The sequence below is a fragment of the Ponticaulis sp. genome (assembly GCF_029210165.1).
Lineage (GTDB): Bacteria > Pseudomonadota > Alphaproteobacteria > Caulobacterales > Hyphomonadaceae > Ponticaulis.
On the sequence record NZ_JARGNT010000001.1, the window covers coordinates 1,409,416 to 1,422,524 of the forward strand.

General features: G+C 55.7%; 13 protein-coding genes and 1 tRNA gene. 7 read left to right on the forward strand and 7 right to left on the reverse strand.

What is annotated here, in order from left to right:
* The first annotated feature begins 52 nt into the window (after positions 1-52).
* Entirely contained in the window at positions 53-343 is a 291-nt protein-coding gene (locus P1U45_RS06955) for a putative quinol monooxygenase (protein WP_301058386.1), read from the forward strand.
* Positions 344-483: 140 nt separating this feature from the next.
* Here P1U45_RS06955 and P1U45_RS06960 read toward each other — a convergent pair whose 3' ends face one another.
* The gene (locus P1U45_RS06960; protein ID WP_301058387.1) at positions 484-777 is read right to left on the reverse strand and encodes a GIY-YIG nuclease family protein; all 294 of its coding nucleotides are present in this window, start codon (positions 775-777) and stop codon (positions 484-486) included.
* 154 nt (positions 778-931) lie between these two features.
* Between P1U45_RS06960 and P1U45_RS06965 the strand changes: the two genes are divergently transcribed.
* A complete protein-coding gene (locus P1U45_RS06965; protein WP_301058388.1) occupies positions 932-1,489 on the forward strand; it encodes an arsinothricin resistance N-acetyltransferase ArsN1 family B in 558 nt (185 codons plus the stop codon).
* Here P1U45_RS06965 and P1U45_RS06970 read toward each other — a convergent pair.
* Positions 1,481-3,334, reverse strand: a complete 1,854-nt coding sequence (locus tag P1U45_RS06970) for a DUF262 domain-containing HNH endonuclease family protein (RefSeq protein WP_301058389.1) — start codon at positions 3,332-3,334, stop codon at positions 1,481-1,483. The two genes, P1U45_RS06965 and P1U45_RS06970, sit on opposite strands and share 9 nt — an antisense overlap.
* Before the next feature lie 150 nt (positions 3,335-3,484).
* On the opposite strand from P1U45_RS06970, the gene P1U45_RS06975 reads away from it, so the two are divergent.
* Positions 3,485-4,351, forward strand: coding sequence for an ion transporter (locus tag P1U45_RS06975; RefSeq protein ID WP_301058390.1), 867 nt, complete (start codon positions 3,485-3,487; stop codon positions 4,349-4,351).
* A 93-nt stretch (positions 4,352-4,444) separates the two neighbouring features.
* Here the strand turns inward: P1U45_RS06975 and P1U45_RS06980 are convergent, their stop codons facing one another.
* A complete protein-coding gene (locus P1U45_RS06980; RefSeq protein WP_301058391.1) occupies positions 4,445-4,984 on the reverse strand; it encodes a fasciclin domain-containing protein in 540 nt (179 codons plus the stop codon).
* 409 nt (positions 4,985-5,393) lie between these two features.
* Between P1U45_RS06980 and P1U45_RS06985 the strand changes: the two genes are divergently transcribed.
* The 3 genes from P1U45_RS06985 (at position 5,394) to P1U45_RS06995 (ending at position 6,634) form a co-directional block, all read left to right on the forward strand.
* Entirely contained in the window at positions 5,394-6,104 is a 711-nt protein-coding gene (locus P1U45_RS06985) for a molecular chaperone DjiA (RefSeq protein ID WP_301058392.1), read from the forward strand.
* A gap of 42 nt (positions 6,105-6,146) precedes the next feature.
* Positions 6,147-6,446: a hypothetical protein gene (locus P1U45_RS06990; RefSeq protein WP_301058393.1), complete on the forward strand. Its 300-nt coding sequence runs from the start codon at positions 6,147-6,149 to the stop codon at positions 6,444-6,446.
* Between the two features lie 103 nt (positions 6,447-6,549).
* Positions 6,550-6,634: transfer RNA gene (locus P1U45_RS06995), tRNA-Leu, on the forward strand.
* Positions 6,635-7,013: 379 nt separating this feature from the next.
* On the opposite strand, the gene msrQ is transcribed toward P1U45_RS06995, so the two are convergent.
* Together msrQ and msrP are read right to left on the reverse strand one after the other, a co-directional pair.
* Positions 7,014-7,631, reverse strand: coding sequence for a protein-methionine-sulfoxide reductase heme-binding subunit MsrQ (gene msrQ, locus P1U45_RS07000; protein ID WP_301058394.1), 618 nt, complete (start codon positions 7,629-7,631; stop codon positions 7,014-7,016).
* A complete protein-coding gene (gene msrP / locus P1U45_RS07005) occupies positions 7,631-8,578 on the reverse strand; it encodes a protein-methionine-sulfoxide reductase catalytic subunit MsrP (protein WP_293610135.1) in 948 nt (315 codons plus the stop codon). The genes msrQ and msrP overlap by 1 nt, the downstream gene beginning before the upstream one ends.
* 196 nt (positions 8,579-8,774) lie before the next feature.
* Here msrP and P1U45_RS07010 point away from each other — a divergent pair, with 196 nt between their 5' ends.
* On the forward strand, positions 8,775-10,142 hold the full coding sequence (locus P1U45_RS07010; protein ID WP_301058395.1) for a M28 family metallopeptidase: 1,368 nt from the start codon (positions 8,775-8,777) through the stop codon (positions 10,140-10,142).
* On the opposite strand, the gene P1U45_RS07015 is transcribed toward P1U45_RS07010, so the two are convergent.
* Positions 10,143-11,351 (reverse strand): energy transducer TonB, encoded by a 1,209-nt coding sequence (locus P1U45_RS07015; protein WP_301058396.1) that lies wholly within the window; start codon positions 11,349-11,351, stop codon positions 10,143-10,145.
* Between the two features lie 65 nt (positions 11,352-11,416).
* Positions 11,417-13,063 (reverse strand): BCCT family transporter, encoded by a 1,647-nt coding sequence (locus P1U45_RS07020; RefSeq protein WP_301058397.1) that lies wholly within the window; start codon positions 13,061-13,063, stop codon positions 11,417-11,419.
* Positions 13,064-13,109 lie beyond the last annotated feature (46 nt).

Here is a 13,109-nt window from a genome sequence, read left to right on the forward strand (position 1 = left end):
TTGCGTGTAGGGGGAAATGTGATTGGGTCTCTCCGTTCGGGGAGGCCCTTTCATGTATGGACTGGTTGGAAAATTTATTGCGGCTGACGGCAAGCGCGATGCACTGATCGAGATATTGCTCGGTGGGCTAAAAGACATGCCGGGCTGTTTGTCTTATGTGGTCGCCGCTGATCCGGCTGATGACACAACGATCTGGGTCACAGAGGTCTGGGACCGGGCTGAAAGCCATATGGCGAGCCTCCAGCTGGCGCAGGTTCAGGAAGCGATTGGCAAGGCGCGCCCGATGATTGCAGGCATGGAGCGCGTTGCAGAGACTGACGTGCGCGGTGGAGTTGGGGTTTAGGGCTTTATTGTCATCCCGGATGCTGCGCAGCATTTAATGGTGCGCTGCTGATCCGGGACCCGATGCAAGGGCGACGCGAGTTTCGGGTCCCGCGTCTACGGAGCGTGACTTCGCCCCGCACCGTGCGCGGGATGACAAAATCACACTAGTTGAAGAAACAGATCATCCCAGTTCGGATTATGCTCTTCAATTAGCTGAACCTTCCAGGCACGTCGCCAGCGTTTTAGTTTTTTCTCAGTTTCGATTGCATCTCGAACATCCGCAAAACCTTCGCTCCAGACCAAACGCTTGATTTGATACTTTCGTGTAAACGCAGACGCCTCGCCAGAGCGATGTGCAAACACTCGACCTGCCAGATCGTTTGTCACGCCCACATAGAGGGTGCCGTGCTTTTTAGAAGCAAGAATGTAGGTGTAGTACAAGCGCTCTGACATGTTCGGAACATATCATGAACATTTGCTCGTGTCATCCCGCGCACGTTGCAGCACGCAAGTGGTGCTGCGTAGACGCGAGACCTGATGTTTTGCGCACTCTTGTTATTGCGATTTCCGGCTGACAAAGCTCAGTTTCAGGCATAAAGATTTGGATATGAAAATACGTTTCGCCCTTGCGTCTGACGCGCCAAAGATTGCCGAAATTTATGCGCCATTCGTCGATGGCAGCGCGGTGTCATTCGAGATGGAGCCACCGGCGGCTGACATTATGGCTGGCCGGATTGAAAAGCTCTGGCCGACCCATCCATGGATTGTCGCCGAAGATGAGGGCGAGGTTGTGGGCTATGCCTATGGTTCGCCCTATCGCGAGCGTAAAGCCTATCAATGGGCGGTCGAAGTCACGGTCTATCTGGAACCGGCTGCACGCGGCAAAGGGCTTGGCCGCAAGCTCTACAACGTGCTGATTGATATTCTGACCCGCCAGGGCTTCACCAAAGCCTATGGTGTCGTGACACTGCCGAATGCGGGCAGTGCGGCGCTACACGAGGCGGTTGGCTTTCACCATTTTGCGACCTACCGGAATATCGGTTTCAAGAATGGTAGCTGGCATGATGTCGGCTGGTGGGAGCGTGACCTTGCGCCCTGCATCGTGCCGCAACCGGATCTGAAAACGCTTACCGGGCTTGGCTATTCAGAAGGCGGGTCAGTCTGACCCGTTCTGCGAATTGACCTTGGCGTCGATTTCGCGTGCGATCACGTCGCCAATACCTTCTTCGTCAACCTCGGCGTCTTCGAACAGTTCGGCGTCCGTGCTGTCTTCATCGTCAAAGTCGAATTCGTCCGGAATTGGTTCTGTCGGTATGGTGCGCCAGCCCGTGGCGATCATATCGGCAATCTTGGCTGTGCGCGCGCGGATTTCTGCCGGTGTCCACTGCTTATAGCTGCACACATCAGCAACGCTGCGGAAATAAAGGTCTGCGCCGGATTCTTTATAGATGGACCGTTTGGCGTTGTAGTCGCGATTGGCGACACGCTTGTCGAGGTCGCGTGAAATCGGCACGCCATTGCCCAGAAGATCGAGGCATTCGCGGTGTTCTGCGCGGGTGAAATCAATCTGCCACTGGCTGCCCTGACGCGGGTTCTTCGGCAGGACATGCTCTGACGTTGCAAGCTCCAGATAAGGCGGGGCAGGCTGTCCGTCACGTTCGCAAAGGCCAAGCTCGATCCGGCGGAGCAGGGCGCCGCGCTGATAGAGTTTCGGAAACGGTTTGGAGAGCGCCTCAATCGCTTTTTCAAGCTCGATTTGCGGCACATCGAAGGCATTGCCGCTGGCGAATGCATCCTGACCATTGCGCAGCTGCGCGATCGCATCAGAACAGGTGCGGCGGCGCGGGCCTTCAGAGGTCTCGTTGATGAACCAGACGAAGAAGAGCCGGTCGAGCGCGCGGATATGGCGGTAAATCTCGCCATAATTTCCGTCGAACTGGACAAGGATTTCCATCGCGACCGGAATGAATTCTTTCCACTCATTCGCGGACCGGCCGAGGAAATACAGGGCACGGATGAGATGGTTCGGGTTCTCTTCCGGTTCGTCGAACGGAATGTCGCCCCAGTGAATGTCTGCAAAGGCATCGCCATAGGTTTGCAGGTCTTCAAAGTGGAATTGTTCCGGGCCGCGACCGATCATGGCCGCTTTCAGGCTCGGCCCGAATGTGCGCCCCTGCGGAACCCATTCGCCAGAGGTCGCAAACACCATGGCACGCAGAAGCGTATCGAGATTGTCCGACCCCAGACGATCTTCAAGACCGTCCCAGATGATGGCTGCATCTGCCTGTCGCTCGATTGGCAGGGCTTTAAGAAGGTCCGGCTTTGTGAGGTCGGCTTCGGAAAGCTGCAGGCCGCGATTGTTCAGCACCTGGAAGAGGCGCAGGCCTGACGTGGCAGAAGACGCCGTCAGCACGATCACTTCGCAATTGTTGAGAAGGTAATCGGTAAATTCATTGAGGCGCGGCAGGCCGGTATCATTGATCGGCTGGGTCAGCAGTTCACGCATGCCGTCAGCGACCTCAAACATGGTGAGGTAGCGTTCCGGAATAATGCGTCCGCCCTGAGACGGATTATTGAGCGCCTGCCATGCTGAAATGCGGTTCTCGATCAGGGTTTGCTCTGCTGGCGCAAAGCGCAGGCGCCAGCTGGATTCCAGGAAATTCTCATTGTCGCGCTCATCGCGCACAAGACGGTGCAGGCCGCGCTTGCGGTTTGCGTCTTTCTCAAGGTCGCGCAGAATGCAGAGCAGCATGAAAAGCGTGGTCAGGCGCTGGCGGCCATCAATCACCATACAGTCGCGGCCATTGGCCTCTGTCATGACCAGATTGCCGAGGAAATAGCCCGCATCCTTACGGTTTGCGGCGGCGGCTACGTCATCAATCAGCGTGATCGCTTCTTCCATCGTCCAGCGATACGGACGCTGGAACGCAGGAAACGAAAAGACACGTTTCCCGTTGAAGAGCTCCGCCAGAGTCATCTGTTCTGTTTGGAATGGTGATGACGACGACATTCTGCCTCTCTGCTGGATTTGCCCGGCCCCGATGCACGTTCCCACAAAGATGGGTATATGGCCAGATTTGACGATACCCAAAAGCAGTAGAAGACTTTAAGTTATGGTTATCAGAAATTTCTGTGCCGATCTGGGGAGACGGGAAGACAGATGGAAGTGAGTGAAACGATTAGCCCGTCGCGCCGTCGCGCGATGGAAATCATCGAGAACAGCTATTTTAAAAATGCGATCACCACGCTGATCGTTCTGAATGCGATTACGCTGGGGCTGGAAACGGTTGAGACGCTGCCGCCGCTTTTGCATCTGGGCATCAAATTCTTCGATATTTTCGTTGTGGGCGTGTTCGTGATCGAGCTTCTGCTGAAGCTCTATGCGCACAGGCTGGATTTCTTCCGGTCCGGCTGGAACATTTTCGATTTCTTCGTTGTGGGCGTTTCGATCCTGCCGGGCTCTGGCCCGTTCCAGGTGATGCGGTCTCTGCGCGTGCTGCGGGTTCTGCGTCTTCTGCATGTCGTGCCGATGATGAAGCGGATCGTCGAGGCGCTGTTCAAGGCGCTTCCTGGCATGGGCGCGATTATCGCGGTTCTGGCGGTGCTCATCTATGCGAGCGCGGTGATGGCGACCTCGCTTTATGGCCGCACAGACGATCCCGACGTTCATGCGCTTTTTCATGATCTGCCTGCTTCGGCCTTCACCCTGTTTCAGGTGATGACCATGGATGGCTGGCGCAATGACGTCGTCCAGAAGGTGATGGATGACGGCCATCCTTATGCGTGGGTCTTCTTCCTGAGCTTCATCTTCCTTGCGAGCTTCGCGGTTCTGAACCTCTTCATCGCGCTGATCGTTGAAGCCCTTCAGGCAGAACAGGATGAGCGTACTGAAGAAGCGATCGAGCAGATCGAGGACGAGATTGAGGACACCGAAGAGAAAATGCTCAAAAAGGGCGACGAAATTCTCAGCGTCATCGCCGAGCTGAAAGCTGAAATTGCCGAATTAAAGGCCTCGCAAAACCGGTAAGCTTACCCCCAAAAAAAAGACCCCGGCCGAAGCCGGGGCGATAAGTTCCTCTCAGTGGATTTTAGTAAGTGGGGGGATGAGAGGAGGAGGGGATTACGGCATGAGGACCGTATCGATGACGTGGATAATGCCGTTAGAGGCTTCCACATCAGCCTGAATGACAGTCGCCGAGTTCACCATGACGCCGTCTGTTCCGTCGATTGAGACCGTACCGTTGAGGGTCTCAGCTTCAGTTGTTGTGCCTACCAGATCAGCGGCTTCTACGCGGCCTGCGATCACGTGGTAGGAAAGGATTGCTGCGAGCTGGTCTTTGTTTTCCGGCTCAAGCAGGGTGGCGATTGTGTCTTCACCGAGCGCGGCAAAGGCTTCATCGGTCGGTGCGAAAACTGTCAGCGGGCCGTCGCCGCGAAGGGCGTCGACAAGGCCAGCTGCTTCAGCCGCTGCGAGCAGAGTTGTGAAGCCTGCATCCTGTGCTGTGCCGACGATATCAGCCTGCATTTCAGAATGGTGGCCGGCATAAGTTGTTTCGATTTCAGTCTGTGCGGAACGTGTTGCCGACGCATTTGCACAATCTGCAAAAGCGGGCATGGAAAGAGTCGCAACCAGTGCGGTTGAGGCGATCAGAGATTTCATAATGTGTCACTCCATGTGTCGTCTGTTAGGCGAGCGAGTGAGGATCGATCCGGTGCTCGGCCACCGCGTTTTTTGCGATGGATACTGTGGTTACGACACCGGTCTGGAACTGGATGAGTGCATTACGAAATTGTAAGAGAGGTCACGCGGGCGTGACTGATCGGGCTATTCCTCGGCCCGCCCGAACAGGATGATCGTAAAGCCGCGATCAAGCGCGCAGCGATCGCATTCCCGCTATTGCAGCAGGACGAAAGCCCCGCGCAGACGCTTAGAATGACTATCGTTTCGATCACGGTTTTTTCTTTTCGATGCGCGGTGTAACGGGGATTTCAGAATTACGAAGGTTTAAGCAAAACTCAACAGAGCGTGATCTGACAAAATTAGAATTTTAGGGTATAAGACTCGCAGGATGACCATCTGGAATCGCCTTTTGGAGCGCGCTCAGCGCTTGTTTGATCCTCACCATGAGGACGACCTGCCCGCGCTGGCGGACAATTCTTCATGCGGTCCGGACCCTCAGGATGTAGGTTTTACGGCGGCTGTCGTTGGTCTGGGCGCGAAACTCGCCAAGGCTGACGGCGAAGTCACCGATGATGAGGTTCAGGTTTTCTCAAAGGTTTTCCGTGCCGCACCTGAGGATGCGGCATCTGTTCGCAGGGTGTTCAATCTCGCCCGCCAGACGGTGCGCGGATATGAGGGCTATGCCTCCAAAATTGCCCGCAAATATGGTGACCGGCCATGCCTGTTAGAGGGCGTGCTGGATGGCTTGTTCTACATTGCCGGTGCAGACGGCGTGGTGACGCTGGACGAGATGATCTACCTGCAGAAGGTGTCATCCATTTTTGGCTTCTCCGAAGATGATTTCCGCCGCATCAAAGCGAGCCATATGGGCGCAGACCCTGATGATCCGTACGAAATTCTGGGCGTGAGCCATTCGGCGAACTTTGATGATATTCGCGTCGCTTACCGTAAGCTGATGGCCGATAATCACCCGGACAGGCTGGTGATGAATGGCGTGCCACATGAGTTTGAAGCACGCGCGAATGAAAAAGCGGCAACCATCACTGGTGCATATGCAAAAATCCGTGCCGAGCGTGGCATGCTGATAAGAGCGGATTGACGAACCGCTCAATCGTCCCCACACTCCTATTAGGAGATGAATATGATCAATGCGAATATGACGACTAACGGGCTGGGCGGCGGCGGATCCTTTTTCGGATCTGTGAAACGACTATTTGCCGTTATCGCAACATTCGCGGTCGGCGCTCTGGTTCTCATGGCAGCAGGTGTCGTTGCGATTGCGACAGCGATTGTCGGCCTTATCATCGCTTGCGTAGCGATGTTCATGCGCTTTGCATCTCACTCCAAGCCACAGGCTGAACGTGCGCGCGCTTACACCTCGTCTGAGGATGGTGTTCTGGAAGCCCGTCGTACGGCACGCGGCTGGAAAGTCGACGGCTAGATAGCCCGTCAGGCTGGCATTTTAGCTGGCCTGCAAAACTTCCCTTCAGTTTCGATTGACGTGCACTCCGCTTCTTGTCATCTAGCGGGTTCGCATTTTCCGTGCCCCTGTGGCGGAATTGGTAGACGCGACGGATTCAAAATCCGTTTTCTTCGGGAGTGCCGGTTCGAGTCCGGCCGGGGGCACCATCCGCTTTCGCAAATTTTTTTTGCGAAAAATTTTTCTACAGCGCGATGAATTATGTTTGATCCCCGCTTCGCTATTGCTTCGCTATTGCTTCGCGATGGATCGCGCTCAAGGCTGCGATCCTGAGCGTGAATCGATTGCAGGAAAAATCATGCTTGTTTTGCCTCACGCCGCGCAGCGGCTCCGGCAGGGGGGGGCGAAAGCCCGGCGGCGGTCTGCCGCTGCATGGATTGGGCTTTTGGCTGATTTTGGTTCGAGATTTCACTTACGCTGTTTTCGCTGCGCTCAGTCGCTCCGTGAGGGCGGGCGAAGCCCGAACCGCAGTCGCGGTTTGACGTCACTGAATGCCTGGCGATCTGCTTAGCATATTTTAAAAATTGGTTACGCCGCGCGTTTTGCCTGCAGGATCGGCTCGCGGGCAATGCGGTATCCGAGCAGCACCACAAACAGCGCCAGATAGACATACTGCTCCGTGTCCAGAACTTTGGTCGCCATGAAGAGGTGGATCGCAGCCAGAATGCTGATCACATAGATCAGTTTGTGCAGCTTGTTCCAGTTCTTGCGCAGCTTGCGAATTGCGAAGTTAAAGCTCGTCAGCGCTAGCGGTATGAGCAGGACAAGCGCTGCCATACCCAGCATGATGAAAGGCCGCTTGGTGATGTCTTCAATCGCCTGCGCCATCATGAGCTGCTGATCCAGGATCAGCCAGACAAGGAAATGGAACAACACATACCAGAAGACCAGCAGGCCGAGCCCGCGCCGGTATTTGATAAGGTTCACGCCCGCCAGATCACGCAGCGGCGTAATCGCCAGAGTGAGTAGCAGAAAGCGGATCGCCCAGAGGCCAAGAAATATCTCGAAGGTTTTGACAGGGTCGGTGCCGAGCTGGTTGGTCGCGCCGAGGTAAAAGCCCCATACCGCAGGTATGAGGCCGAGAATATAAAGCGGCCATGCCGGAATTTTACGGACGGCGGAATTAACGCTGCTGGAAACGGACATCAGAAATAACGCGTCAGGTCCATGTCGGCGTACATGTCGGCAACTTCGTCAGCATAGCCATTGAACATGAGCGTTTCACGGCGGTCGGCCCCGAAGAAGCCGCCTGTGCCAATACGACGCTCGGTGGCCTGGCTCCAGCGCGGGTGCGGCACGTTCGGGTTCACATTGGCGTAGAAGCCGTACTCGCTCGGCGCGGAGACATTCCATGTAGATGGAGGCTCCTGCTCTGTAAGGGTGATCTTCACGATGGATTTTATGCCCTTAAAGCCATACTTCCACGGCACAACGAGGCGGACAGGTGCACCGTTCTGGTTCGGCAGGGTTTCACCAAACACGCCCGTCGACAAAATCGTAAGCGGGTGCATGGCTTCATCAAGGCGCAGGCCTTCGCGATATGGCCATGGCAGGGGCTGGAAGAAACCGCGCTGGCCCGGCATTTCTTCAGGACGTACGACTGTTTCAAACGCGACATATTTCGCGCTGGAAAGCGGCTCGACCTGATTGAGAAGTGCGGAAAGCGGGAAGCCGTTCCACGGAATGACCATGGACCAGGCCTCAACGCAGCGCATGCGATAAATGCGCTCTTCGATTGTCTGGCTGGCGATCAGGTCGTCAATGTCGAATGTGCGTGGATTGTTTACGAGGCCGTCGACTTCGATTGTCCACGGGCGCGGGTTGAAGTCGCCGGAATGGCGGGCAGGATCCGTCTTTTGAAGGCCGAATTCGTAGAAATTGTTATAGCCGGTGACGTCCTGATAGGGCGTGACCGGTTCATTGGTTGTGTAGCTGGTGCCGGTCGCAGATTCCTGACCGCAGGCTGCAAGAGGTGCGGCGAGCGTTGTCGCGCCAAGGGCTGCGGCGCTCTTCAGAATAGATCGTCGGTTCAGCCAGACATCCTTCGGCGTGATCTCAGAGGATGGAATATGCGGTGGGCGATAAACAGCCATGTGAGTTAAGTCTCCTCTGGTCTCGTACGCGTCGGGCCAGTGTTAGTTCCGCTAGGTAAGCTATACTGAACAAATTATGGGACATGGCGCTCAAGTCAAAACCAACTTTCTGTGTTCATCCGGTGAAGCGTCTGACATGATTGCTTTTAAAGGGTGGGCACCTAGTTTCCGTTTTCTCAGTCAAAGGGATGTGTTCATGAAAAATCTGTTCGCCGGTGCCGGGCTTAGTCTCGCAATTGCCATCACACCAAACGCGTTTGCGCAGACAGTCGCTCCGCCAAGCGAAGTTATGGACCTGTATGATATTGCGCATGCGCCATCTCCGGAGCGTATTCGCGCTGACATCCAGACGCTTGTCGATTTCGGAACACGTCACACCCTGTCTGAAACTGAAAGCGATACGCGCGGTATTGGCGCTGCGCGTCGCTGGATTTTCGAAGAGTTTGAAGCGATCTCTGCCGAATGCGGTGGCTGTCTGGAGGTCATGTATATCGGCGATACAGTCGAAAACGAGCGACGTGTGCCGGGCCCTGCCGATGTGATCAGTGTCGTGGCCATTCAGCGCGGGACAACCGACCCCAACCGTTTCGTGATGATGTCAGGTGATATCGATAGCCGCGTCTCTGACGTGATGAATTCGACATCAGACTCGCCGGGCGCGAACGACAATGCATCCGGCGTTGCGGGCGCTCTGGAAGCGGCGCGCATCCTTTCGCAGTACGAGTTTGACGGCTCAATCATTTATGCGGCGCTGGCCGGTGAAGAGCAGGGGCTGATCGGTGGTCGTATCGTCGCTCAGCATGCGCTTGATAATGGCTGGGAGATCAAAGCCGTTCTCAACAATGATATGATCTCGAATATTTCCGGCATTGATGGCGTCATCGATAACTCGACTGTGCGAGTATTCTCTGAAGGCACGCGCGCTGTTGAAACCCCTGAAGAGGCGCGTATCCGTCGCTTCACAGGCGGGGAAGTCGACAGCCCGTCGCGAAATCTTGCGCGCTATATCGACCGTATGGCCGATGACTATATGACCAATATGGACGTGATGATGGTCTATCGTCTGGACCGGTTTGGCCGCGGTGGTCACCACCGTCCGTTCAACGAGGTTGGCATTCCTGGCGTGCGGATCATGGAAGTCCACGAGCATTATGATCGACAGCACCAGGATCTGCGCACCGAAGATGGCATTGTCTATGGTGACACGATGGAAGGCGTTGACGAGGTCTATGCGGCCCAGCTGACCGCGCTCAATGCGATCACTATGGCGGGTATTGCAGGCGCGCCGCCATTCCCTGCAAATGTCGAGATTGAAGGTGCGGTGACGGCCAACACCACACTCACATGGGAGAAGCCGGAGAACTCAGACAATCTGGCGGGTTATCGCGTCTGGTGGCGTCTGACAGATGAGTCCCAGTGGGCTTACTCACGCTTCGTGGGCGATGTTACCGAATACACGCTCGAGAATATCGTCATCGACAACTATTATTTCGGCGTATCGGCTGTCGCGACAGACGGTAGCGAGACCCCGGTTGTCTTCCCGGGGCCTGCTGGTCGTTTCTGATCAGTTCCGTCCGATATAAAAGACGACATTGTAATCATAAGGGTAGAGGGAGAGCCTGCAGTTCTCCCTCTCTTCGTCTGCGGCAACTTCATAATGCCACTGGCGGACGGTTTCCAATGTGTCTTCTTCAAAGTCTGATGAAGCAGGAATGGAGGCAAGCAGCTCTACGTCGTTCACGCTCCCATCTTCTTCAAAGTGAAGCTTGACATAGACGACGCCGACACCGGCCCAGAAATTGGTGATGCTGTTCGGATACTCCAGCTCTGGTTCCTGAATGAGTTCGCCGCGGCAGAATGGTAGTTGGTCCTCAGGAATGCTGAAGAAGAATAACTCTTCGGGAATAGCCAGAGGGTATTCAGCTAAAACCCGCTGACGCTGGGCGTCGGTCATGGGCTGGATGCGTCGTCCCTGCGCGCGCATGGATGCGAGCGAATTGTCCGTGTCGTAGGAATAAAACCAATAGTCGGCGAGGCGCAGCAGGGCTTCACTTTGCCAGTAATTGGCCTCCAGCCATTCAGGCGCGGCATAACCTGCATCTACGACCTGAGAGACGGCTTGTGCTGTTTCAGCGTGCCAGCGGGCGATCAGCTCGTGAGATTCGCGTGTTTGTTCAGAGTAGAAGAAAGACACCGCCGCGTTCTGGCGTGCGCCATAATAGGCTTCTGAGACGACGCTGCGCACAGGGTAGAGGTGGTCGGCCTCGGCGCTCGCAATACGCCAGGCATCGCGCCAGTCTCCGCGACGGACAAACTCTGAATAGAGCGCATGGCCCGCACGCATGCTGAGATAGCTCGGGTCGCGATCGCGGACGGCTTCGAGGGCTTCACGCAGACCGCGGCGGCTGGAACCGTCTGAATCTGTCGCAAACTCTGCATAGGCGCGTAACAGCTCGCGGTCTGACATAAGCGGGTGCGCGCCCGTGTCGGGCTGGCGGGTTGTGAACTCGGCGCCGCGAAGAGCTGTCTCGCACGCCTGACGCTCACAGAGTTTTAGCGCGGCTTCATAGGCGGCAACCGTCGCGTTTGGGTCTGATGGATTGGCAATGGCGTTATCCATGAGCGCGGTAGAGGCAGAGATTATAGCGCCATTGTCACCGCTCTGAACGGCGGTATTGAACGCGCCGAGCGCATCATTGCTAAGCTGTGCGTGTGCGATAGGTGCCAATGCGCCGACAGCCAATGCGGCCAGCGCAAATCTCACTCTACTCATGGATTGTCCTCCCCGAACGTTATGTAACCAGAATAACGCCGGAGAAGGGTCTTTCAATCAGAAAGTTATGAGTTGAGCTCTTCTGTTTCTTCCTCGATCCATGCCTTGGACTTTTTGTGCTCGTCCACCATGCCGAGATACAGCGTCACGCAACTGACGAGGAGAATGATCGTGAACGGAATAGCCGCAGTGATCGTGCCCGCCTGCAGAGACTGGAGCGCATTTTCGCCGCCGCCATAGAGGAGTGCAGATGCAGTCAGACCAAGCGAGCAGGCCCAGAAGATGCGCTGATAAACGGGCGCATCCGTCTTGCCGCCGGAGGTGATCGTGTCGACAACGAGTGCGCCGGAGTCGGCTGATGTCACAATGAAGACGATGAGAAGCGTGATCGCTGCAATCGATGTGAACATGCCGAACGGCAAGGAATCGAGCATCTGGAACAGGACAATGGATGAATCGCTCACGCCCTCCGCCAGATCGCCAACGCCCTGATCAAATTGCAGGATTGCTGTCTCGCCAAAGGCGGTGAACCAGATCAGGCAAATGGCGAACGGGGCGAGCAGAACCACGGTGAAATACTCGCGAACCGTGCGGCCTTTGGAAATGCGCGCAATGAACATGCCCACAAATGGTGACCATGAAATCCACCATGCCCAGTAGAAGATGGTCCAGTCATGGAACCAGGAGAGGTCCTCACGGCCACGCCATTCGGTGAGTGCAGGTGTGTCGGTAACGTAGGCCAGAAGGTGGTCGCCGAGTCCGGTGAAGATCAACACAGTCGGGCCAGCGATGATGACGAATACGAGCAGGCAGAACGCCACGCCCATATTGATGTCGGAGAGGAGTTTGACCCCGCCATCCATGCCGCGGATTACCGAAATAACGGCAAGGCCTGTCATGGAGCAAATCAGGCCGATCTGAAGCCAGATGCTGGATTCAATTCCAAACATGTAGGCGATGCCGTTTGCGGCTTGTGTGCCACCAAGGCCGATTGTCGTTGCGAGGCCGAAAATGGTGGAGACAACTGCGAACAGGTCGATGATATGGCCCGGCCAGCCCCAGATACGTTCGCCGAGGATCGGGTAGAAGGCCGAACGAATGCTGAGCGGCAGGCCTTTATTATGGGCAAAGAAGCCAAGACAGAGGCCGGCGACAGCGTAAATCGCCCATGGTGAGAGGCCCCAGTGGAAGAGCGTGGAGGAGAACGCCAAGCTTTTGGCCTCTGGCGTCGCGCCCTCAACATTCAGCGGGGTGCCATACCAGTCTGTATAATAGGCCAGCGGTTCTGCCGCGCCCCAGAACATGAAGCCGACGCCCACGCCAGCGGCAAACAACATGGCGATCCATGAGAGAATGCTGAAATCAGGTGTCGCGTCCTGCCCGCCAAGGCGGATACGACCAAGCGGTGAAATGCTGAGGCCAACACAGAAGATCAGAATGATTGGCGGCGTAATCGCAAACAGCCAGTCGAAGTTCTGCAGCGTGCCTGCTTTCGCGCCGAGTAGGAAATCGGACGCAGCCTCGGGGAAGATCAGTGTCAGGACTGAGAAGAAAAGTACGATGCCCGCAGACAGGAAAAAAACCGGATTATGAATATCGAGGCCCATGACCTCGACATTGTCCTGACCGATTTCATAGTCGGTGTCGTATTCCAGAATATCCTGAGGGACGATGAGCTCTTCTTCAGAGCCGGTCTGTTCGATATCAGTCATCACACCGTCATGCAGGAAATATCTAGATCGTCAAACAAAAGATTCT

What these genes read in the sequence shown, in the direction of transcription:
- msrQ (WP_301058394.1), bottom strand. Translation starts at nt 7,631, where the DNA reads ATGTCCGTTTCCAGCAGCGTTAATTCCGCCGTCCGTAAAATTCCGGCA.
- P1U45_RS06965 (WP_301058388.1), top strand. Translation starts at nt 932, where the DNA reads ATGAAAATACGTTTCGCCCTTGCGTCTGACGCGCCAAAGATTGCCGAA.
- P1U45_RS06955 (WP_301058386.1), top strand. Translation starts at nt 53, where the DNA reads ATGTATGGACTGGTTGGAAAATTTATTGCGGCTGACGGCAAGCGCGAT.
- P1U45_RS06980 (WP_301058391.1), bottom strand. Translation starts at nt 4,984, where the DNA reads ATGAAATCTCTGATCGCCTCAACCGCACTGGTTGCGACTCTTTCCATG.
- P1U45_RS07015 (WP_301058396.1), bottom strand. Translation starts at nt 11,351, where the DNA reads ATGAGTAGAGTGAGATTTGCGCTGGCCGCATTGGCTGTCGGCGCATTG.
- P1U45_RS06985 (WP_301058392.1), top strand. Translation starts at nt 5,394, where the DNA reads ATGACCATCTGGAATCGCCTTTTGGAGCGCGCTCAGCGCTTGTTTGAT.
- P1U45_RS06975 (WP_301058390.1), top strand. Translation starts at nt 3,485, where the DNA reads ATGGAAGTGAGTGAAACGATTAGCCCGTCGCGCCGTCGCGCGATGGAA.
- P1U45_RS06960 (WP_301058387.1), bottom strand. Translation starts at nt 777, where the DNA reads ATGTCAGAGCGCTTGTACTACACCTACATTCTTGCTTCTAAAAAGCAC.
- P1U45_RS06990 (WP_301058393.1), top strand. Translation starts at nt 6,147, where the DNA reads ATGATCAATGCGAATATGACGACTAACGGGCTGGGCGGCGGCGGATCC.
- msrP (WP_293610135.1), bottom strand. Translation starts at nt 8,578, where the DNA reads ATGGCTGTTTATCGCCCACCGCATATTCCATCCTCTGAGATCACGCCG.
- P1U45_RS07020 (WP_301058397.1), bottom strand. Translation starts at nt 13,063, where the DNA reads ATGACTGATATCGAACAGACCGGCTCTGAAGAAGAGCTCATCGTCCCT.
- P1U45_RS07010 (WP_301058395.1), top strand. Translation starts at nt 8,775, where the DNA reads ATGAAAAATCTGTTCGCCGGTGCCGGGCTTAGTCTCGCAATTGCCATC.
- P1U45_RS06970 (WP_301058389.1), bottom strand. Translation starts at nt 3,334, where the DNA reads ATGTCGTCGTCATCACCATTCCAAACAGAACAGATGACTCTGGCGGAG.